This is a genomic window from Streptomyces odontotermitis (assembly GCF_050510915.1).
Classification (GTDB): domain Bacteria; phylum Actinomycetota; class Actinomycetes; order Streptomycetales; family Streptomycetaceae; genus Streptomyces.
Window position 1 is genome coordinate 1 of sequence record NZ_JBNJLS010000021.1, and the last position, 20,651, is coordinate 20,651.

General features: G+C 71.0%; 19 protein-coding genes and 2 tRNA genes. 10 read left to right on the forward strand and 11 right to left on the reverse strand.

Annotation, left to right across the window (positions count from 1 at the left end; all coding sequences use genetic code 11):
• From ACQB60_RS36980 to ACQB60_RS37000, 5 genes are all read right to left on the reverse strand, one after another.
• Window positions 1-1,275 (reverse strand): HD-GYP domain-containing protein (locus ACQB60_RS36980; RefSeq protein WP_496930487.1); only part of this gene is annotated, 1,275 nt, incomplete at its 3' end.
• A gap of 195 nt (window positions 1,276-1,470) precedes the next feature.
• A complete protein-coding gene (gene rsrA, locus ACQB60_RS36985; RefSeq protein ID WP_384842383.1) occupies window positions 1,471-1,764 on the reverse strand; it encodes a mycothiol system anti-sigma-R factor in 294 nt (97 codons plus the stop codon).
• Window positions 1,761-2,426: an RNA polymerase sigma factor SigR gene (sigR, locus tag ACQB60_RS36990; protein ID WP_384842379.1), complete on the reverse strand. Its 666-nt coding sequence runs from the start codon at window positions 2,424-2,426 to the stop codon at window positions 1,761-1,763. The genes rsrA and sigR overlap by 4 nt, the downstream gene beginning before the upstream one ends.
• A 222-nt stretch (window positions 2,427-2,648) precedes the next feature.
• Window positions 2,649-3,293: an alpha/beta hydrolase family protein gene (locus ACQB60_RS36995; protein ID WP_496930488.1), complete on the reverse strand. Its 645-nt coding sequence runs from the start codon at window positions 3,291-3,293 to the stop codon at window positions 2,649-2,651.
• A 41-nt stretch (window positions 3,294-3,334) separates the two neighbouring features.
• Window positions 3,335-4,150, reverse strand: coding sequence for an SOS response-associated peptidase (locus tag ACQB60_RS37000; protein WP_496930489.1), 816 nt, complete (start codon window positions 4,148-4,150; stop codon window positions 3,335-3,337).
• 51 nt (window positions 4,151-4,201) lie between these two features.
• Here ACQB60_RS37000 and ACQB60_RS37005 point away from each other — a divergent pair, with 51 nt between their 5' ends.
• The 4 genes from ACQB60_RS37005 (at window position 4,202) to ACQB60_RS37020 (ending at window position 7,931) form a co-directional block, all read left to right on the forward strand.
• On the forward strand, window positions 4,202-4,924 hold the full coding sequence (locus tag ACQB60_RS37005; protein WP_496930490.1) for a M50 family metallopeptidase: 723 nt from the start codon (window positions 4,202-4,204) through the stop codon (window positions 4,922-4,924).
• A 184-nt stretch (window positions 4,925-5,108) separates the two neighbouring features.
• On the forward strand, window positions 5,109-6,449 hold the full coding sequence (gene aroA, locus ACQB60_RS37010) for a 3-phosphoshikimate 1-carboxyvinyltransferase (protein WP_496930491.1): 1,341 nt from the start codon (window positions 5,109-5,111) through the stop codon (window positions 6,447-6,449).
• A gap of 18 nt (window positions 6,450-6,467) precedes the next feature.
• Window positions 6,468-7,478 (forward strand): ribosome small subunit-dependent GTPase A, encoded by a 1,011-nt coding sequence (rsgA, locus tag ACQB60_RS37015; protein WP_496930492.1) that lies wholly within the window; start codon window positions 6,468-6,470, stop codon window positions 7,476-7,478.
• 129 nt (window positions 7,479-7,607) lie between these two features.
• Window positions 7,608-7,931, forward strand: coding sequence for a DMT family transporter (locus tag ACQB60_RS37020; protein WP_496930493.1), 324 nt, complete (start codon window positions 7,608-7,610; stop codon window positions 7,929-7,931).
• A 16-nt stretch (window positions 7,932-7,947) separates the two neighbouring features.
• On the opposite strand, the gene ACQB60_RS37025 is transcribed toward ACQB60_RS37020, so the two are convergent.
• Window positions 7,948-8,550: a TetR/AcrR family transcriptional regulator gene (locus ACQB60_RS37025; protein ID WP_496930494.1), complete on the reverse strand. Its 603-nt coding sequence runs from the start codon at window positions 8,548-8,550 to the stop codon at window positions 7,948-7,950.
• 176 nt (window positions 8,551-8,726) lie between these two features.
• Between ACQB60_RS37025 and ACQB60_RS37030 the strand changes: the two genes are divergently transcribed.
• Together ACQB60_RS37030 and ACQB60_RS37035 are read left to right on the forward strand one after the other, a co-directional pair.
• Window positions 8,727-9,581 (forward strand): inositol monophosphatase family protein, encoded by an 855-nt coding sequence (locus tag ACQB60_RS37030; protein WP_496930495.1) that lies wholly within the window; start codon window positions 8,727-8,729, stop codon window positions 9,579-9,581.
• A gap of 227 nt (window positions 9,582-9,808) precedes the next feature.
• Window positions 9,809-10,213, forward strand: coding sequence for a CBS domain-containing protein (locus tag ACQB60_RS37035; RefSeq protein ID WP_384842353.1), 405 nt, complete (start codon window positions 9,809-9,811; stop codon window positions 10,211-10,213).
• Window positions 10,214-10,277: 64 nt separating this feature from the next.
• Here ACQB60_RS37035 and ACQB60_RS37040 read toward each other — a convergent pair whose 3' ends face one another.
• Complete coding sequence (locus ACQB60_RS37040) at window positions 10,278-11,735, reverse strand: catalase (protein WP_496930496.1); 1,458 nt, start codon at window positions 11,733-11,735, stop codon at window positions 10,278-10,280.
• Window positions 11,736-11,879: 144 nt separating this feature from the next.
• Between ACQB60_RS37040 and ACQB60_RS37045 the strand changes: the two genes are divergently transcribed.
• The 4 genes from ACQB60_RS37045 (at window position 11,880) to ACQB60_RS37060 (ending at window position 15,406) form a co-directional block, all read left to right on the forward strand.
• Window positions 11,880-12,296 carry a Fur family transcriptional regulator gene (locus tag ACQB60_RS37045; RefSeq protein WP_384842347.1) on the forward strand — a complete coding sequence of 139 codons (417 nt, stop codon included), beginning with the start codon at window positions 11,880-11,882 and terminating at the stop codon, window positions 12,294-12,296.
• 263 nt (window positions 12,297-12,559) lie between these two features.
• Complete coding sequence (locus ACQB60_RS37050; RefSeq protein WP_496930497.1) at window positions 12,560-13,348, forward strand: ABC transporter ATP-binding protein; 789 nt, start codon at window positions 12,560-12,562, stop codon at window positions 13,346-13,348.
• Window positions 13,345-14,211 carry an ABC transporter permease gene (locus ACQB60_RS37055; RefSeq protein WP_496930498.1) on the forward strand — a complete coding sequence of 289 codons (867 nt, stop codon included), beginning with the start codon at window positions 13,345-13,347 and terminating at the stop codon, window positions 14,209-14,211. The genes ACQB60_RS37050 and ACQB60_RS37055 overlap by 4 nt, the downstream gene beginning before the upstream one ends.
• A 28-nt stretch (window positions 14,212-14,239) precedes the next feature.
• The gene (locus tag ACQB60_RS37060; protein ID WP_496930499.1) at window positions 14,240-15,406 is read left to right on the forward strand and encodes an ABC transporter substrate-binding protein; all 1,167 of its coding nucleotides are present in this window, start codon (window positions 14,240-14,242) and stop codon (window positions 15,404-15,406) included.
• Between the two features lie 57 nt (window positions 15,407-15,463).
• Here the strand turns inward: ACQB60_RS37060 and ACQB60_RS37065 are convergent.
• The 4 genes from ACQB60_RS37065 to ACQB60_RS37080 form a co-directional block, all read right to left on the reverse strand.
• A tRNA-Met gene (locus ACQB60_RS37065) sits at window positions 15,464-15,537 on the reverse strand.
• A gap of 56 nt (window positions 15,538-15,593) precedes the next feature.
• The gene (locus ACQB60_RS37070) at window positions 15,594-17,375 is read right to left on the reverse strand and encodes a tetratricopeptide repeat protein (RefSeq protein ID WP_496930500.1); all 1,782 of its coding nucleotides are present in this window, start codon (window positions 17,373-17,375) and stop codon (window positions 15,594-15,596) included.
• Between the two features lie 259 nt (window positions 17,376-17,634).
• A tRNA-Met gene (locus ACQB60_RS37075) sits at window positions 17,635-17,708 on the reverse strand.
• A gap of 52 nt (window positions 17,709-17,760) precedes the next feature.
• Window positions 17,761-20,646, reverse strand: coding sequence for a UPF0182 family membrane protein (locus ACQB60_RS37080; RefSeq protein WP_496930607.1), 2,886 nt, complete (start codon window positions 20,644-20,646; stop codon window positions 17,761-17,763).
• Between the last annotated feature and the right edge of the window lie 5 nt (window positions 20,647-20,651).

The following is a 20,651-nucleotide window of genomic DNA, read 5'->3' on the forward strand; positions in this document are numbered from 1 at the left end:
GACGGTGACCTCGAAGGGCTGCCAGCCGTACCGGTCGAGGGCGCGGGTGAGGGCCGCCACCATCTCCTCGTCGAACTGGGCCCCGGCGCACCGCTGGAGCTCCGCCACCGCGTCCGCCACGGGCCGCGCCCGCCGGTAGGAGCGGGTGGACGTCATCGCGTCGAAGGCGTCCGCGACGGCCACCACCCGGGCGGACTCCGGGATCTGACGCCCCACCAGGCCGTACGGGTAGCCGCTGCCGTCGATCCGCTCGTGATGGTGCAGGATCGCCCCGCGCGCCTCGTCGAGGAAGCCGATGCCGCGCACCATCTCGTGCCCGTACTCGGGGTGCAGCTCGATGATGCGCCGCTCCTCGGGGGTGAGCGGCCCGTCCTTCCGCAACAGGCGTGTGGGGACGCCGAGTTTGCCGACGTCGTGCAGGATGCCCGCGAACCGCAGGACCTCCACCCGCTCCTCGGCCAGGCCCAGTTCGCGCGCGATCATCACGGAGGCGCGGCCCACCCGCTCGCTGTGCCCGCGCGTGTACTGGTCCTTGAGGTCGACGGCCTGCACGAGGGCGCGGATGGTGGCCTGGTGGGCGGCGCGCTCGCGGTGGTACTGGGCGAACACCCAGCAGGAGATGTACATCGGCAGCAGGACGAGGAGCGCGGCCGGCGGCCCGTAGGGGCTGCTCCACAGGACCGCCATCGTCAGCCCGGCGAGCCCGTGCACGGCGACGGGCGCGAGCAGCCGCGGGAAGTGCCCCCGCCACGCGGACCGCACGGGCACCCTCTCGGCGAGAACGAGCACGCCCCCGTCCAGGGCCGCGAGCACCGCGCAGAAGGCGAACACGGCGGCGCCCGCGGGCACGAGGACGTACGGGAAGTCGGGCGCACGGACCGCGGCGGGCCCCTCCAGCGCACCGAAGGCGCGGGCCGACACCGAGGCGGCCAGGGCGAGTTGGGCCGCCCGCCACAGGCGCCGCACCGCGCGCGGACGCCGCTGCACGCGCGTGAGCAGCGCGCAGGGCACACCGACGAGGGCGGCTGCGGCGGGCGGCAGCAGGAACACCCCGGCGAGCAGCACCGGGAAGAAGGCGCCCATGCCCTGCGGGGCGCGGGTCCGGGCGCCGAGCAGGCGGCACCGGGTGAGCTGCTCGCACCCGGCGTAGAGGGCGGCGAGCAGCGCGACGGCGGGCCAGGGCGTGCGCGGGGTCAGGGCGGGCGCGGCACAGAGCCCGGCGCCGAGGGCGACGCACAGGATGTAGCCGCGGGCCCATGGCGCGTCCGACCGCATGGAGCTCTCCTCCCCGTTCCAGGTCCGGAGACTAGAACGGGGGGTGGGGCACGCCTCGTGTCACTGCCCCGGATTAGCACGTTCGAGTGATGAACCGCCGTAAAAGCGGGGCGAGTTGGCTACTGAAGGCGTACGGGGGTGAGTGTCCGCACGCGGTACACCTTCAGCAGGCGCGGCTCATACGGCAGGCGCGGCTCAGGCTTCCTTGGTCAGGTCCTGGTCGGGGACCGCCTGGCCGGAGCGGATCAGGTCGATGCGGCCCATGACCTTGGCGCGCAGGTCCACGGGCACGTCGTCCTGCCCGCAGCAGCGCTTGACCAGCTTCTTCACCGCCTGCTCGAGTCCGTACTTCTCCAAGCACGGCGAGCACTCCTCGAAGTGCGTCTCGAACTTGGTGCAGTCGCTGTCCGGCATCTCGTGGTCCAGGAACTCATAGAGATGGTCCAGGACTTCACTGCAATCCGTCTCGTGCGGCTCTCCGCAGCTCATGAGCCCGAGCCTTTCGCTTCGTTCGACTCTCCGGCGCCGGCCGGGACGAGTCCGCGGTCACGCGCGTAGTCCTCGAGCATGCCGCGGAGTTGGCGGCGGCCCCGGTGGAGCCGGGACATCACCGTACCGATGGGTGTACCCATGATGTCCGCGATCTCCTTGTACGCAAAGCCCTCTACGTCGGCCAGATAGACGGCGATGCGGAACTCTTCGGGGATCGCCTGCAGAGCGGACTTCACGTCCGAGTCGGGCAGGTGGTCGAGGGCCTGGGACTCGGCGGAGCGCAGACCGGTCGACATGTGCGACTCGGCGCGCGCCAGCTGCCAGTCCTCGATCTCCTCGGCGGCGCTGCGCTGGGGCTCGCGCTGCTTCTTGCGGTACGAGTTGATGAAGGTGTTGGTGAGGATGCGGTACAGCCACGCCTTGAGGTTGGTGCCCTCGCGGAACTGGTGGAACGACGCGTACGCCTTGGCGTAGGTCTCCTGGACCAGATCCTCGGCGTCGGCCGGGTTGCGCGTCATGCGCAGGGCGGCCGAGTACATCTGGTCGAGGAAGGTGAGGGCGTCCCGCTCGAAGCGCGCGTTGCGCTCGGCGGCGGACTCCTCCGGCTGCTCCGCCTGGCCCTGTGCGGTCCCTGCGTCGGTCCCTGTGACCGGACCCACCTCCTTCAACGACGTGACGGGATCGATGCCGACCCCACTCGAATCGGAGGATAGACGACGACCCGCTGCCCGCGCCGCTCGAATAGGACCGGTCTTGGGCGCGCTCAGCACGGTCCACTCCAGGTCAGAGGCGGTGGAGCGGCTCGGGCAGATGGTCGAACCCATGAGGCGGGACTCCTTCTAATACGGGCTGCTGACGTCTTTCGTTCGCCACAACAGTGGTTAGACGCTCAACATTCCCGCCCAGCGCGTGACGCCGTCGACGAGGAGCTGAAGGGCCTCGTCCTGCCCGAGGTCTGCGCGCTTGGGGATCGCGAAGCCATGGTCCCCGTACGGGATCTCGACCAGTTCGTACGCGGCGTCCGCCGGGAACTCGGCGGGCTTGCCGAAGGGGTCGTTGCCGCCCTGCACCACGAGGGTCGGCACCCCGGCGCCGAGGAGCTCGTCGGCGCGTGACTTCTCGGGCCTGCCCGGCGGGTGCAGCGGGAAGCTGAGGGCGAGCACGGCGGCGGCGCCCAGCTCGGTGGCGGTGCGGCAGGCGACGCGGGCCCCGGCGCTGCGGCCCCCGGAGATCACCGGGAGGCCCGGCTTCGCGAGGGCGGGCCAGATCCCGCGCCAGCCGGCGTCGAGGGTCTTCGGCGCGGGCGCCACCTTCTTGCCCGCCACCCGCCACGGCTGCTCGACGAGGGCGACGGTCACGCCGTGCGCGGGCAGGGCGGCGGCGAGGGCCTGCAGGTCCCGGGCCTCGATGCCGCCACCGGCGCCGTGGCTGACGGCGAGGACGGCGCGGGCCTTCTTGGCGGGAGCCTTGTGCCAGGTGATGCGGGCATCGCCGACGTCGGTGGAAATGGTCTCGGTCGTGGTCACGCGGCCATTTTGCCGCGCGCCCGCCACGCCCGTCGGCAGCCTCAGAACAGCGTGCCCTCCTCCGGGCCCTCCAGCTCCGTCAGCAGCTCCGGACCGTTGTTCCGTACGTTGCTGACGGCCGTCGACACCGGGTAGGCGCGCATCAGGCCGGTCGGCGGCGGCTCCAGGAGCGGGCGCAGCTCCTCCGCGTCGGTGCGCGTCGGGTCCAGCCACGCGTCCCAGCGGTCCGGGGTCAGCATCAGCGGCATGCGCGGGTGGATGTCGGCGAGCGAGCGCGGGCCCTCCTTGGGCGCGACGCCCAGCGGCGCCGTCTCCGCCTCCGTCGTGATCACGGAGCAGGTCACCCACCAGGCGAGCGGGTGCTCGTCGGGCAGCGTCCGGTCCCGCCAGAACTCGTAGAGCCCGGCCATCGCGAAGACCGAGCCGTCGGCCGGGGTCACGAAGTACGGCTGCTTGCGGGGGCGCTTCTTCTTGCCCTCGACCTCCAGCTGGCGCTCCTCGACCGCGGTCACCCACTCGTAATAGCCGTCCGCGGGCAGGATGCAGCGGCGGGCGGCGAAGGCCCGGCGGTACGAGGGCTTCTCGTGCACGGTCTCGGCGCGGGCGTTGATCATGCGCGCCCCGCCCTCGGGAGTCTTCGACCAGGCAGGGACGAGCCCCCACTTGAGCTTGCGCAGCTGGCGAACCGGCCTCGGCGATCCGGCGTCTTTCACCGGACGGTCCAGGACCGCGTAGACCTCCTTGGTCGGGGCCACGTTGAAGTCCGGAGCCAGCGTCTCCTCCGGCTCCCACTTCTCGATCTCAAAGACTCCTGCGAGATCCTCGGGCCTACGACTCGATGCATACCGACCACACATACGTGCCAGACTGCCATGCCGCGTACGACCAGAGGGAGCCCTGTCCGACGTATGGAAAGCACCGCATCCACCAGCCTGACCGGCCTCTGGGACCGGGTCTTCGGCACCCAGGCCGCCCCCGAGCAGTGGCTGGTGATCGCCTGCGGCGTCGCCGCCCTCGCCGTCGTCGTGCAGCACTCCATATGGCGCGTGGCCCGCAACGCGATCACCATCGCGCACGAGGGCGGCCACGGCCTCGTGGCCCTGCTCACGGGCCGCCAGCTCAGCGGCATCCGGCTGCACTCCGACACCAGCGGCCTCACCGTCAGCCGCGGCAAGCCCACCGGGCTCGGCATGATCCTGACGGCCGCCTCCGGCTACACCGCGCCCCCGCTCCTCGGCCTCGGCGGCGCCGCCCTGCTCGCGGCCGGGCACATCACGGCGCTGCTCTGGCTCGCGACGGCCCTGCTCGTGGCGATGCTCGTGATGATCCGCAACGCGTACGGGGCACTCACCGTGATCCTCACCGGGGGCGCCTTCCTGCTGGTGTCGTGGCTGACCAGCTCCCAGGTGCAGGCGGTGTTCGCGTACGTGGTGGTGTGGTTCCTGCTCCTCGGCGGGGTGCGCCCCGCATTCGAGCTGCAGGCCAAGCGCAGGCGCGGCGGCGCGGGCGACTCGGACGCGGACCAGCTGGCCCGGCTCACCGGCATCGCGCCCGCGCTGTGGCTGTTCGTCTTCCACGCCGTCTCGCTCTGCTGTCTGCTCGCGGGCGGGCGCTGGCTGCTGGACGTCTGAGCACACGGCGGGGCGTCGGCTTCCTGCACCGGCTTCCTGCACCGGCTTCCTGCACCGGCTTCCTGTACCGGCTTCCTGTACCGGCTTCCTGTACCGGCTTCCTGCACCGGCTTCCCGCGGCAGCTTCCTGCGGGCGGGCGATCGATCAAGATCTGCGGTCCCCGCCAGCCATTAAAGTGAGGGCATGACCGCGAATCCTGCGCACACCGCCCTCTGGCCAGCCCCGCACGCGAGCGGAGCCGTCGCCGCGACGGTCCACGTGCCCGGATCCAAGTCGGTCACCAACCGCGCCCTGGTGCTCGCCGCGCTCGCCGCCGAGCCCGGCTGGCTGCGCCGCCCGCTGCGCTCCCGCGACACCCTGCTGATGGCGGGGGCCCTGCGCGCGATGGGCGTCGGCATCGAGGAGACGGTCACGTCCAGCTCGTCCGTCGCGGGGGGCCCGGACGGGACCGGTGAGTCCTGGCGCATCATCCCCTCGGGCCTCGGCGGCCCGGCCACGGTCGACGTGGGCAACGCGGGCACGGTCATGCGCTTCCTGCCCCCCGTCGCCACGCTCGCCGACGGCCCGATCCGCTTCGACGGCGACCCCCGTTCGTACGAGCGCCCGCTGCACGGCGTGATCGACGCCCTGCGCACCCTCGGCGCCCGCATCGACGACGACGGCCGCGGCGCGCTCCCGCTGACCGTGCACGGCGGCGGCGCCCTGGAGGGCGGCCCGGTCGAGATCGACGCCTCCTCGTCGTCGCAGTTCGTGAGCGCCCTGCTGCTCTCGGGCCCGCGCTTCAACCAGGGCGTGGAGGTACGGCACGTGGGCGGCCCGCTGCCGTCCCTGCCGCACATCCGCATGACCGTCGACATGCTCCGCGCCGTCGGCGCCCAGGTCGACGAGCCGGAGTCGGGCGGCGAGCCCAACGTCTGGCGGGTCACCCCGGGCGCCCTGCTCGGCCGGGACATCGTCATCGAGCCGGACCTGTCGAACGCGCAGCCGTTCCTGGCCGCGGCCCTGGTCACCGGCGGCCAGGTCACCATCCCGGACTGGCCCGAGCGCACCACCCAGCCCGGCGACGCGCTGCGCCAGATCTTCACCGAGATGGGCGGTTCCTGCGAACTGACCGAGAAGGGCCTGGAGTTCACCGGCTCGGGCACGATCCACGGCATCGACGTCGACCTCAGCGAGGTCGGCGAGCTGACCCCCGGCATCGCCGCGGTGGCCGCCCTCGCCGACTCGCCCTCGACCCTGCGCGGCGTCGCCCACCTCCGCCTCCACGAGACGGACCGCCTGGCCGCCCTCACGAAGGAGATCAACGAGCTCGGCGGCGACGTCACCGAGACCGCCGACGGCCTGCACATCCGCCCGCGCCGGCTGCACGGCGGGATCTTCCACACGTACGACGACCACCGCATGGCGACCGCGGGCGCCGTCATCGGCCTGGCCGTGGAGGGCGTGCAGATCGAGAACGTGGCGACGACGGCCAAGACCCTCCCCGACTTCCCCGAGCTGTGGACCGGGATGCTCGGGAACTGACGGGCGGACGAGACGACCATGCGCCGCTACGGCAAGAACCCCGACGAGGACGACATCCGCGTCCGCCCCAACCGCAAGGGCAACCGGCCGCGGACGAACATCCGCCCCAAGCACGAGGACGCGGCCGAGGGCATGGTCCTCACCGTCGACCGGGGCCGCCTCACCGTCCTCATCGACGACCGTCCCGTGACCGCCATGAAGGCCCGCGAGCTGGGCCGGAAGGCAGCCGTGGTCGGCGACCGGGTGGCCGTCGTCGGCGACCTGTCCGGCAAGAAGGACACCCTCGCCCGCATCGTCCGCATCGAGGGCCGCACCTCGGTGCTGCGGCGCACGGCGGACGACGACGACCCCTACGAGCGGGTCGTCGTCGCCAACGCCGACCAGCTGGCCATCGTCACGGCGCTCGCCGACCCCGAGCCGCGCCCCCGCATGATCGACCGCTGCCTGGTCGCGGCGTACGACGGCGGCCTCACCCCGCTCCTCGTCCTCACCAAGTCGGACCTCGCCCCGGCGGACGAACTCCTGGAGCTGTACGGGGACCTGGACATCCCGTACGTCGTGACGAACCGCGAGGAGCTGGAGAACGGGGACGCGGCGGACCGGGTCCGCGAGCAGCTGCACGGCAAGGTCACGGCCTTCGTCGGGCACTCCGGAGTCGGCAAGACGACGCTGGTGAACGCGCTGGTCCCCGAGGACCGCCGACGCACGACCGGGCATGTGAACGCGGTGACCGGCCGCGGCCGCCACACCACCACCTCGGCCCTGGCCCTGCCGCTCCCGGACGACGGCGGCTGGGTGGTCGACACCCCGGGCGTGCGCTCCTTCGGCCTGCACCACGTGGACCCGTCCCGCGTCATCCACGCCTTCCCCGACCTGGAGCCGGGCACGGAGAACTGCCCGCGCGCATGCAGCCACGACGAGCCGGACTGCGCCCTGGACGCCTGGGTCGCCGAGGGCCACGCGGACCCGGCGCGCCTGTACTCCCTGCGCCGCCTGCTCGCCACCCGCGAGCGCCGCGACGGCGACTGACCTCAGCGTGATCTCCGCGCCGTTACGGCAACTGACCTTCGCGTTGTTTGCGTCAACCAAGGCCCGGTAAATGCATAATCGCACCGAGCCCGAAGCGGTCACGGACGTAGCAATGCAGGAGGCAGATTCATGGCGTGGCTGCTGGTCATCGTCGCCGGAATCCTCGAGACCGGGTTCGCGGTCTGTCTGAAGCTCTCCCACGGCTTCACCAGGCTCTGGCCCACGGTCGCCTTCGCCTGCTTCGCGCTCGGCAGCTTCGGCCTCCTGACGCTGGCCCTGAAGAAGCTCGACGTCGGCCCCGCGTACGCGGTGTGGACGGGCATCGGGGCGGCGGGCACCGCGATCTACGGCATGATCTTCCTGGGCGACCTGGTGTCCACGCTCAAGATCATCTCGATCTCGTTCGTCATCATCGGCGTCATCGGCCTGCAGCTCTCCGGCTCGGCCCACTGACACCCGGTCCCAGCGCCTACCCGGCAGGCCATCTCGCGACGAGCCCCCGGACCAGCTCCGCGGGGTCCTCGCCCTTCGCCGCGGGCGCGACGACGTACGACAGGGCGAGCCGGACCGCGCTCTCGCAGGCCCGCGTCATCTCCTCGGCCCGCTCCCCCGGTGCCCCGATGGCCACCACCACCCGGTCCCGCACCAGGGCGAGCAGCTCGCCGGGCGAGGGCACCCCCGCGTCGGCCCGGCGCTGTGCGGGGACCGGGGAGGTGGAGGCGGCGGTGCGGCTCGGCGGGGGCAGACTCTCGCTCCAGCAGCCGGTGAGGACCGCCCGCACCAGGGCGTTGCCGCGCGCCGCGCCGATGGTCCAGGCACCGACGGCGGCCAGGCGGTCCACCGGGTCGCGCGCCTCGGCGAGGGCGCGCTCGACACCGCTGAGATAACTGTCGGTCTCGCGGCGCAGCAGGGCGCGCGCGAGCCCGTCCTTGCTGCCGAACTCGTTGTAGAGCGTCTGCCGGGAGACCCCGGCGACGGCAGCGACATCGACCATGCGGACGCCTGCCCATGGCCTGCGGGCCAGAGCGGTATAGGCCGCGTCCAGTAAGGAATCCCGCGCTGCGGGCATCATGGCCTCCCCGGGCCGGGGACCTGTCTGGAGTTGTGGCGTGCATCAGGGAGCGGCCCCGGCTCTGGGGCCAGAGTTGACGGGCCCGGCGGCAGTGTCAATAGCCCTGAAGGCCCTGCTCCGCGTACGGTCACGGACGCGCTGTGGCTCGGCCAGATCGGGATCGATACTGTTCACTCATGCCCGACTACCACGATGATCTGCGTCTCGCCCACGTCCTCGCGGACGCCGCCGACGCCGCGACGATGGACCGGTTCAAGGCACTCGATCTGAAGGTCGAGACCAAGCCGGACATGACGCCGGTCAGCGAGGCCGACAAGGCGGCCGAGGAGCTGATCCGCGGCAACCTCCAGCGCGCCCGGCCGCGCGACGCGATCCTCGGCGAGGAGTACGGCATCGAGGGCACGGGCCCGCGCCGCTGGGTGATCGACCCGATCGACGGCACGAAGAACTACGTCCGCGGCGTGCCCGTCTGGGCGACCCTCATCTCCCTCATGGAGGCGGGGCCGATTGATTCTGCGCCGCGCAGCGGCTCGTTTGAGGGCGGTGGTGGGAGACGGGCGGGCGGCTATCAGCCGGTGGTCGGCGTGGTGTCGGCCCCGGCGCTCGGGCGGCGCTGGTGGGCGGCGAAAGGCGGCGGCGCCTACACCGGGCGCAGCCTGTCGTCGGCGACGCGGCTGCGCGTCTCCCAGGTGTCCCGGCTCCAGGACGCCTCGTTCGCCTACTCCTCCCTCACGGGCTGGGAGGAACAGGGCCGCCTCGACGGCTTCATGGACCTCCAGCGCGCGGTCTGGCGCACCCGCGGCTACGGCGACTTCTGGCCGTACATGATGGTCGCCGAGGGCTCCGTCGACCTCGCGGCCGAACCCGAGCTCTCCCTCTGGGACATGGCGGCCAACGCCATCGTCGTGACCGAGGCGGGCGGCACCTTCACCGGCCTCGACGGCACCCCGGGCCCGCACAGCGGCAACGCGGCGGCGTCGAACGGCCTGCTCCACGACGAGCTGCTCGGGTACCTCAACCAGCGTTACTGACCGGCCGGTCGGACCCACACCCCGGAGACGTACGTACGGCCGCCAAGGCGTACGTACGAAGAACGCACGCCCCTCAAGTGGCCCCGCGATCCCTCTTGTTGACGTCCCGGAGGGCTGTCACTCTGAAAGTCCCCCCACTTGTGAACTTGTGAATCCTTTCTCCAGGTATTCCAGAGGTCAACGGACGGCCAAGGAGACGGGGTTCTCCTAGGAGGTGGCTTCAGCCCATGCTCGTCCGCGACGCCATGAGCACCATGGTCCTCACCATCGGTCCCGCCCACACCCTCCGCCAAGCGGCCCGGCTGATGTCGGCGCGCCGCGTCGGCGCGGCCGTCGTCCTCGACCCCGACACCTGCGGCATCGGCATCCTGACCGAGCGCGACATCCTCAACTCCCTCGGCCTCGGCCAGAATCCGGACCACGAGACCGCGGGCACGCACACCACGACCGACGTCGTGTTCGCCGCCCCCGCCTGGACCCTGGAGGAGGCGGCGGACGCCATGACGCACGGCGGCTTCCGGCACCTCATCGTCCAGGATCACCAAGGGCCCGTCGGCATCGTCTCGGTGCGCGACATCATCCGCTGCTGGGCCCCGGCCCGGCACCCCGCCCCGACCCTCGCGGGCGGCTGAGAAACGGCGAACGGGCCGGACCCCCGAGGGGATCCGGCCCGCCGCCTATCTACGGCAAACAGCCTCAGCCGCGCAGGGCCTGGACCGCGGCCTCCAGCCGCTTGCCGAAGTCACCGTCCGCCTTGCGGAAGTTGTCGATCGCGCGCTCGGCGATGTCGTCGCGCGAGACGCCCGCGATGTTGCCCGCGAGGTTCTCGATCAGGCGCGCCTTCTCGTCCTCCGACATCAGCCGGTAGAGGTTGCCCGCCTGCACGAAGTCGTCGTCCTCGGCGTGCGAGGCGGCGGCGTGGTTGCCCGTGCCGCCGGTCACCGCGGAGGTCACCCACAGGGGCTTGTCCGTCTGGAACGGGCCGCCGAAGGAGTTGGGCTCGTAGTTCTTCGCGCCCTTGTGGCGGCCGTCGTACAGGTAGCCGTCCCGCGAGTTGGTCCGCGCCTCGGTGGCGTGCGGGCGGTTCACCGGCAGGTGGTCGGCGTTGATGCCGACGCGGTAGCGGTGCGCGTCCCCGTACGCGAAGAGGCGGCCCTGGAGCATCTTGTCGGGCGACGGGCCGATGCCCGGAACCAGGTGCGCGGGGCTGAAGATGGACTGCTCGACCTCGGCGAAGATGTTCTCCGGGTTGCGGTTGAGCTCCAGCCTGCCGATCTCGATCGGCGGGTAGTCCTCGTGCGGCCACACCTTGGTGAGGTCGAACGGGTTGAAGCGGTAGTTCGCCGCGTCGGCCGCGGGCATGATCTGCACCTGCACGGTCCAGCTCGGGAACTCCCCGCGCTCGATGGCCTCGCGCAGGTCACGCTGGTGCGAGTCGGGGTCCTTGCCGGCGAGCACCTCGGCCTCGCCGGCGGTGAGGTTCTTGATCCCCTGGTCCGTCTTGAAGTGGTACTTGACCCAGAAGACCTCGCCCGCCTCGTTGTTCCACTGGAAGGTGTGCGAGCCGTAGCCGTTCATGTGCCGGTACGAGGCCGGGATGCCGCGGTCGCCGAAGAGCCACGTCACCTGGTGGGTGCTCTCCGGGGAGAGCCCCCAGAAGTCCCAGACGTTGTCGGCTTCCTGGCTGCCCGTGTACGGGTCGCGCTTCTGCGTGTGGATGAAGTCCGGGAACTTGATGGCGTCCTTGATGAAGAAGACGGGGGTGTTGTTCCCGACGAGGTCGTAGTTCCCCTCCTCCGTGTAGAACTTCAGCGCGAAGCCACGGGGGTCACGCACGGCGTCGGCCGCACCGAGGTTGCCCGCGACGGTGGAGAACCGCAGGAACGTCTCGGTCTCCTTCCCGACCTCGGAGAGGAACTTGGCCCGCGTGTACTTGGTGACGTCGGCGGTCACGGTGAAGGTGCCGTAGGCGCCCGCACCCCGCGCGTGCACGATGCGCTCCGGAATGCGCTCGCGGTTGAAGTGCGCGAGCTTCTCGAGCAGCACCTGGTCCTGGACGAGCACGGGTCCGCCGACGCCCGCGGTCTCGCTGTTCTGGTTGTCCGCGACCGGGGCTCCGGCCTCCGTGGTGAGCGGTCCCTGCTCCGTCGTCACGTGCGCCTCCTGCGTGTTCTTGCTCGGTCCTGTCCCTTGGCGTGTGCCGTTCCCGACCCTACAATAGACATTGTCTAAGTCAAGTAAGCGTCCAAAGCCACACACTGTCGGGACTTAGGTCCCTTGCCTGTTAGGCTGGTCTTTATGAGTGACCTGTTGGAACGACTGCGCGGACGAGGCTGGCGCATGACCGCGCAGCGGCGCGTCGTGGCCGAGGTCCTCGACGGCGACCACGTGCACCTCACCGCCGACGAGGTGCACGCCCGCGCCGCCGACCGCCTCCCCGAGATCTCGCGGGCGACGGTCTACAACACCCTGGGCGAGCTGGTGACGCTCGGCGAGGTCCTGGAGGTCTCCACGGACCGCCGCGCCAAGCGCTACGACCCGAACGCACACCGGCCCCACCACCACCTGGTCTGCGCCCGCTGCGGCGCCATCCGCGACGTCCACCCCACCGGCAACCCCCTGACGAGCCTCCCCTCCTCGGAGCGCTTCGGCTTCACGGTGGAGGGCGTGGAGGTCACGTACAAGGGCATCTGCCCGGACTGCGCGTCGGCGTAGCGCACCCCGAGACTCCAAGGGCCCTGGCACCGCAAGGTGCCAGGGCCCTTGGGATTGCGCCGTTCGCGGGCAGGTGTTCCGCACGGCGAATGGGGTCTCCGCTGCTCGAGCGGAGCCGAGAGCTTGGGGAAGGGTGGGCACGAACCACCCACGGCCCGCGCCAAGCAACGAATCCCAGCCAAGTAGCACCCCTTCCCCAATCTGACGGTCCGTCATATCGTCAACGGCGCCCAACATCCGCCTGCCCTCCGCAAGGAGAAACCGTGGGAGATCCGCACCCGAAGCTAGAAGCCCACGACCTCACCCGAACCTTCGGCCGAGGCGCCGCGCAAGTAGCCGCCCTCGGCCCCCTGGACCTGAAAGTCGCCCCGGGCGAGTTCACCTGCATCGTCGGCCCCTCCGGCTGCGGAAAGAGCACCCTCCTCCGCATCGCCGCGGGCCTCCTCCGCCCCAGCAGGGGCGAGCTCACCATCCGTACGACATCCCCCCGCCCCGCCGCGATGATCTTCCAGGACTACGGCATCTACGACTGGAAAACGGTCCTCGCCAACGTCCGCTTCGGCCTGGACATCCAGAAGGTCCCACGCAAAGAGGCCACCGCCCGCGCCCGCGACTGGCTCACCCGCATGGGCCTCGCCGACTTCGCCGACGCCTACCCCGCCGCCCTCTCCGGCGGCATGCGCCAACGCGTCGCGATCGCAAGGGCGTTGGCGGTGGAGCCGGAGATCCTCCTCATGGACGAGCCGTTCGCCGCGCTCGACGCCCAGCTCCGCACGATCCTCCAGGACGAGCTCCTCGCCCTCACCCAGACCACCTCCACCACCACCCTCTTCATCACCCACAGCCTCGAAGAGGCGATCGTGCTCGGCGACCGCGTCCTGGTGATGTCGGCCCGCCCCGGCCGCATCATCGCCGAACACCACCCGCCCTTCCCCCGCCCCCGCACCGGCGACATCCGCACCTGCCCCGAATTCACCGCGCTCAAGGGCGAGTTGTGGGACCTCCTGCGCGGCGAGGTCGCCCCCAAGACGTCGCCCCGGGCGGCGGCATGAGCACCCTCACGAACAAGTCGGCCCCGGAAGACGTACTGGTGCGGCGGCCCGGCCCCCAGGAGCTGCACCCCGCCCGCACCCACCGCAGGCGCCGCGCCCTCGAAGTCTCCCTCGCCGTGGCCGTCCCCCTCGCCCTCGTCCTCCTGTGGCAACTGGCCGCCGTGAGCGGCTGGATCGACGACCGCGTCTACCCGGCCCCGCAGACGATCCTCGAGGACGGCTGGGAGCGCGCCGCCGACGGCGACCTGTGGCCCGACGTCTGGGCCACGCTCAAGCGGGTGCTCGCCGGCTATGCGATCGGCACGGTGACCGGCTATCTCCTCGGCCTGCTCATGGGCTCGCTCTCCGTCGTCCGTGCGGCACTCGAGCCCACCCTCGACGCCCTCTACGTCGTCCCGAAGCTGGCCCTGCTCCCCGTCTTCCTCAACATGTTCGGCCTCGGCGAGGGCCCCCAGATCGCGCTGGTCGCGGCCACCGTCTTCTTCTTCGTCTGGATCTCGACGATGGCGGCGGTCCTCGCGGTGCCTTCCGGCCACCGGGACGCGGGCCAGGTCTTCGGAGCCTCACCGTGGCAGATGTTCCGCCACGTCCTCCTTCCCGCCTCCCTGCCCGCCGTCCTCGTGGGCGCGCGGATCGCCGCGGGGGTGGCGGTGCTTGTGATCGTCGCGTCCGAGCAGATCGCCGCTTCGGACGGCCTCGGCCACCTCATCTTCGACTCCCGGGCCCTCTTCCAGAACGACGTGATGTTCGTCGGCATCGTCTGCGTCGCGGTCCTCGGCGTCGTCTTCTCCGAACTGGTGCGCCTGGCAGGCCGGTTGCTCACCCCCTGGGCCCCCCGGGACCGCGGCCGCGGCCAGTCGTAATCGCCCGCATACGTACGGAGGCACCGCCATGCACCGCACCACCCGCACCACCCGCACCACCCGCACGACGACGCTCCCCCTCACCCTGCTCCTGGCGGGCGCCCTGCTCGCCACGGCGGGCTGCGCCAAGGAGGACGACGCCCCCGACACCTCGGCACCCGCCAAGCCCCGCACCATCAAGACGGTCTCCGGCTGCGGCAAGGGCAGCTGGACCGACCCCGCCGACCTGGCCCCGGACCGCACCCCCGCCCGCTGCGACTCCGGCGCCCCCGCACCCCAGCCCCTCAAGAAGGAACGCAGCCTCACGATCGCGACCGGCACCCTGAGCGCCGAGTACGTCGCGCCCCTCCAAATGGCCGTGGAGAAGGGCGAGTTCAAGAAGGAGGGCCTGAACGTCCACCTGAAGGTGCTCCCCACCCCCGAAGCCCTCCCCCTGCTCGCCCAGGGCGACATCGCCGCCCAGTGGGCCGCCCCGGAAGCAGCCGTGATGAACGGCATCACCGGCGGCTTCGACATCAAGTGGACGGCCGGAAACTTCTCCCCCGACCCGAAGTCCAGGAGCGGCCTGTGGGTCCGCCTCAAGGAGGGCCAGCGGGCGACCCACGTCCCCATGGCGGGCCGCAAGCTCGGCACGATGATCGGCAAGGGCTCCGTCATCTCGTACCCCATGAACAAGGCCCTCAAGAAGCACGGCGGCGGCCTCGACAAGATCCAGTTCCAGCAGCTCGGCTCGGCCGACGTCCTCACCGCCCTGCAGAACGGCGGCGTCGACTCGGCCTGGCTCCTCGACCCGGTCTGGCGCAAGGTCGACGGCGACCGGCGCTTCGCCTTCCTCGGCGGCCAGCCCCAGGGCGAGCCCCTGGGCGGTCTCCTCTTCGGCCCGACCCTCCTCAAGGAGGACCCGGACGCGGGGGTGGCCCTGCTCCGCGCGTACATCAGGACGGTGAACACGTACTTCCGCGGCGACTACAAGAAGGACCCGGCCTTCGTCACCGACCTCGCAAAGCTCCTCAAGACCGACGAGTCGGTCCTCAAGTCCACCCCGTCCCTCCGCATGGACTGGGAGATCCGCTCCGGCACGACGGACCGCCTCCAGGACGCGTACGCGGCGGCGGGCGTCTCCAAGGGCGACAAGATCCCCGAGGAGAGGACGGTGGACCGCGCGCTGTACGAGGAGGCGGTGGGCCACAAGTAGGAAGCGGAAAACACCGGAGGCCCGGGACTCTTACGAGTCCCGGGCCTCCGGTTTCAGTAGCGGGGACAGGATTTGAACCTGCGACCTCTGGGTTATGAGCCCAGCGAGCTACCGAGCTGCTCCACCCCGCGTCGGTGAACCCAACAGTACGCCAGGCCCACGACCAGCGCAAATCCGGGCGGCGCCGCTACGCGGACAGCTCCTCCCGCAACGCGTCCCGCAGCCGTGTGGCCCGCTCGCACACCTCCGCGGGCCCGAGCTCCGCGGCCCGCGCGGCCCAGCGCTGCCCCTCCACGAGCTCCCCCCGACGCGCGTAGAGCAGAGCGAGCCGCAGCGCCGCCCGGCCGTGCCCCGCGTCGGCGGCCCGCGTCCACCACAGCGCGGCCTCCGGCTCGCTGCCCTCGCGGGCGAGCAGGAGACCCAGGTTGAACGCCCCGTTCCGGCTGCCCGCCTCCGCGGCCAGGCGGTACCACCGGGCCGCCTCGACGACGTCGCCCCGGCCCGCCGCCAGCATCCCGACCCGGACCTGCGCGCGCCGGTGCCCCTGCTCCGCCGCCCGCTCGTACCACTCCTCGCACTCGGACTTCTCCGCCACGCTCTCGCCGAGCGCCGGCGCCCCCGCGGGCGGACGGCGCGCGTCGAGCACACTCCCGAGCCGGTAGGCGGCCTCGGCGCTGCCGCCCCCGGCCGCGCACCGCAGATGCCGCTCGGCCTCCCGCTCGTCGCCGTCGCGCAGGCGCGCGGTGCCGACCTGGAGCGCGGCGTCGGTGTGCCCGGCCGCCGCCGCCCGCTCGTACCAGCGCAGGGCCGAGTCGTCCTCGCCCCGGCTCGCGTACAGGATCCCGAGGTTGAAGGCCGCGTCCACGCTGCCCGCCTCGGCGGCCTTGGAGAACCACGGCTCGGCACCGGCCGCGTCGCCGCCCTGGAGCAGCAGCACGGCGAGCGCGTTGGCGGCCTCGCGGTGTCCGGCGTAGGCCGCGCGCCGGTACCACTGGTCGGCCTGCGCGGTGCGGCCCTGCTCGGCGCAGAGCAGCCCGAGGTTGTACGCGCCGTTCACGTCGCCCGCGTCCATGGCCGCGCGGTACCAGCGCTCGGCGGTCTGGGTCTCGCCGCGCTCGGCGTGCAGGGCGCCCAGCGCGTTCGCCGCGTTCCCGTCGCCGTCCTGGGCGGCCCGCAGCCACCAGACGGCGGCGCTCTCCTCGTCGCCCGCGTCGCGCAGCAGGAAGCCGAGCGCGCAGGCGGCCCGGGACTCGCCGTCCTTGGCGGACGTCAGATACCAGCGCCCGGCCTCCTTGAGCTCGCCCCGCTGTTCCAGGATCGCGCCGAGGTGCAGCGCCGCCCTGCGGTGGCCGCGCGCGGCCGCCTGGCGGTACCACTGCTCGGCCTCGGTACGCTCGGCCTCGCCGTGGCCCGGCTTCGCGTTCCGGTCGACGGCGCGGGCCAGGCGGTAGGCGGCCTCGCGGTGGCCGCGCTCGGCGGCGGTGCGCATCCAGCGCTCGGAGCCCACGTCGCCGCGGTGCTCCAGGAGGTCGGCGAGCGCGTACGCGCCGAGGGTGTGGCCCTGCTCGGCGGACTGCCGCAGCCAGTACTCGGCGGCGGGCTCGTCGCCGCGCTCACGGTGGTGGCGCCCGAGCGCGTGCGCCGCGGCCGCGGAACCGGCGACGGCGGCGACCCGCCACCAGCCGGCCGCCTCGTCCGCGTAGCCGCGCTGGTGGAGCAGGACGCCGAGGTTGTTGGCCGCTGCGCGGTCACCCTCGGCGGTCGCGGCGCGCAGCAGAGACTCGGCCCCGTCGAGATCACCGCGGCGCAGCAGCAGGCTGCCGAGGACGCTCATCGCGTCGACGTCCCCGGCCTCGGCGGCAATCCGATGCCGCAACTCCTCCGCGGCCGTCCCGGGGTCCTCCCGGTCGGCCGGCTGCACAAACCGCCCTGTCTCCAACAGAGTTGCCTTGTCCCCCATAACGTCCATCGTCGCACCACCTGCAACCTGGGTACACCTCGTATACCGCAGCCAGTGAGGTCACTTCAGCGTTTTGTCGACATGCCCACAGAGAGATAAGTGAAACACAGATCCCTCAACTCGCCCCCTGCGGAGCACGGTTCGCACAAACAGGCACGGGCCGGTGGCAAGGTCATCGGCATAGGCCATGACAAGGCCGCCCCACGCGGCCCGGACACAACGACGAGGGCCCGGATCCTGTGATCAGGATCCGGGCCCTCGTCTTCAGTAGCGGGGACAGGATTTGAACCTGCGACCTCTGGGTTATGAGCCCAGCGAGCTACCGAGCTGCTCCACCCCGCGCCGTTGTGCGGCAACCGTACCACGGCACGGGGTGGAGCCCTTCCGGGCGGCCTCAGTCGCCCTTCTTACTGCCCTTCGCGGCCTTGTCCGAGGCGTCCTCGGCCCGCTGCAGCGCCTCCTGGAGACGCTTCTGGGCCTCGCCGTACGCCTTCCAGTCGCCGTCCTTCATGGCCGTCTCGCCCTCCTCGAACGCCTTCTGGGCGTCGTCGAGGGCGGCCTTGACCGTCGGGTCGTTCGTCTTCGGCGGCTTGGTCGGCTCGTCGCCGCCTTCATCCGGCGGCTTGGTGCCGCCGTCGACGCCGAAGACCTGGTTGAGGCCGTCGCTCAGGGAATCCGCGAAGGCGGTCTCCGTCCCGTAGGACACCGCGACCTTCTTCAGGAGCGGATACGCCGACTTGCGTCCCTGGACGTAGACGGGCTCGACGTACAAGAAGCCGTCGTCCAGGGGCACGGTCAGCAGATTGCCGTAGAGGACGTCGGAGTCGGCGCCCTTCATGTCGCGGACGAAGTTGCCGACCTCCGTCATGGAGTTCAGCTTGTTCTGCACCTGTTCCGGGCCGTCGACGTCGCCTCTGACTCTGAGCAGCTGCATCTTGCCGTAGTTCTTGCTTCTCGCGTCGGCGTCGACCGACATGAAGGCCCGTAGGTTCGGCCGCTCACTGGGGGTGAACGTCGTCGTCAGGGAGAACTGCTGCTGCGACTGACCCGGCGACTTCATGGACAGGTAGTACGGCGGAACCGCGCTCTGGTCCTTCTTGGTCGGGTCGTTCGGCACCTGCCAGGCGTCACTCGCGTTGTAGAACTGGCCGGGGTCCGTGACGTGGTACTTCGTCAGCAGTTCGCGCTGCACCTTGAACATGTCCTGCGGGTAGCGCAGGTGGTCCATCAGCTTCGGCGGGATCTCGCTCTTGTCCTTGACCGTGCCGGGGAACGCCTTCTTCCAGGTCTTCAGGACCGGGTCCTTGTCGTCCCAGGTGTAGAGCTTGACGTCACCGGTGTACGCGTCGACGGTCGCCTTCACCGAGTTCCGGATGTAGTTGACCTGGTTCTGCTGCGCGATCACCGTGCGCTGGCTGTCGGCCTGCGACAGGGAGTCGGCGGTGCTGTCGCCGAGGGTGGTCCGCGAGGCGTACGGATATCCGTTGCTCGTGGTGTACGCGTCGACGACCCACTGGATGCGGCCGTCGACCACCGTCGGATACACGTCGCCGTCGATGGTCAGCCAGGGCGCCACCGCCTCGACCCGCTCCTTGGGGGTGCGGTTGTAGAGGATCCGCGAACCCTCGCCGATCGCGCCCGAGTACAGGATCTGCGGCTCTCCGAAGGACACCGCGTACGCGGCGCGGTTGATCGGATTGGAGAGGTTGACCCCGCTCTTGCCCTTGTAGCTGTAGGTCTTCTGGCCGCCGCCGTCCTCTTCGTAGTCGAGCTCCTTCTGGGGCCCGCCCACGATCGAGTACTGCGTCGTCTTCTCGCCGTAGTAGATCCGCTGCTCGTACTCGCCGAGGTTGCCGGTGGTGGGCAGGCCGGACTCGGTGAAGTCCGGGGCGCCCTTGGAGCCCTTCTTCGTCTCCGTGCCCTTGGCGGCGACCATGCCGTAGCCGTGGGTGTAGGCGAAGTGGTCGTTGATCCAGTTCCGCTTGTCGAGCTTGTTCACGTTCAGCTCGCGCAGGCCCACGATGGTGTCCTGGCCGTTGTAGCGGTCCACGTCCAGCGTCTTGGGGAACTGGTAGTAGCTGCGCTCCTGCTCCAGCTGCTGGAACGTCGGCGAGACGATGTTCGGGTCGTTCAGCCGGTAGTTGGCGGCCGAGTCCGCGTCCTCACGCTTGTTCTTGGCGTCCTCGTCGACCTTGCCCGCGCCCTTGTAGTCCTCGGGCTTCACCCCGCTGATGCCGTAGGCGTTGCGGGTGGCCTCGATGTTCTTCTCGATGTACGGCGCTTCCTTGGCCTGCTCGTTCGGCTGGACCTGGAACTTCTGCACGATCGCGGGGTACAGGCCGCCGATGAGGATCGCGGAGAGCACCATCAGGCCGAAGCCGATGACCGGGAGCTGCCAGGTGCGCCGCCACAGCGTCGCGAAGAAGAGCAGGGCGCAGATGACGGCGATGCAGAACAGGATCGTCTTCGCCGGCAGATAGGCGTTCGCGTCGACGTACCGCAGGCCCGTCCAGTTGCTCGTCGCCTTGAAGTCACCGGACTTCACCGCGAGGCCGTACCGGTCGAGCCAGTACGCGACGGCCTTGAGCGCCACGAAGACGCCGAGCAGCACCGAGAGGTGACCGGTCGCGGCGGCGGTGGCCCGCCCGCCGGGGCTGGTGATCCGCAGCCCGCCGTACAGGTAGTGGGTGAGCGCGGCGGCGACGAGCGCGAGCACCGTGGCCGCGAAGCCGAAGCCGAGCAGGAAGCGGTACCAGGGCAGGTCGAACGCGAAGAAGGACACGTCCATGTGGAACTGCGGGTCCTTCTGGCCGAAGGAGACTCCGTTGACCCACAGCAGCCAGGTGCGCCACTGCCCCGCGGCGGAGGCACCGGCGATCAGACCCACCAGGGCGGTGATCCCGATCAGCAGCCACTTCTTGTACGGGGCGATGCCCATGCGGTACCGGTCGAGGCTCTGCTGCTCCACGGACATGGCGCTCAGCGGCGGCCGCAGCCGGTGGGCCAGCCAGATGTTCACGCCCACCGCGGCGGCCATCAGCAGCCCGAAGACGAAGAACAGACCGATCTTGGTCCACAGGGTCGTCGTGAAGACGGACGAATAGTGGACCGAGCGGTACCAGAGCCAGTCCGTCCAGAACCCCGCGAACATGACGAACGCCATGGCGAGAACCGCCAGGACGCCCAGAGTCATGAGCAGCGTCCGGACACGACGGGACGGTCGGCCCACTCTGATCCGTGGCCCCGTCGGGCCTCCGCGGCCTCCGCCGCGGTCCGGCATCTGGA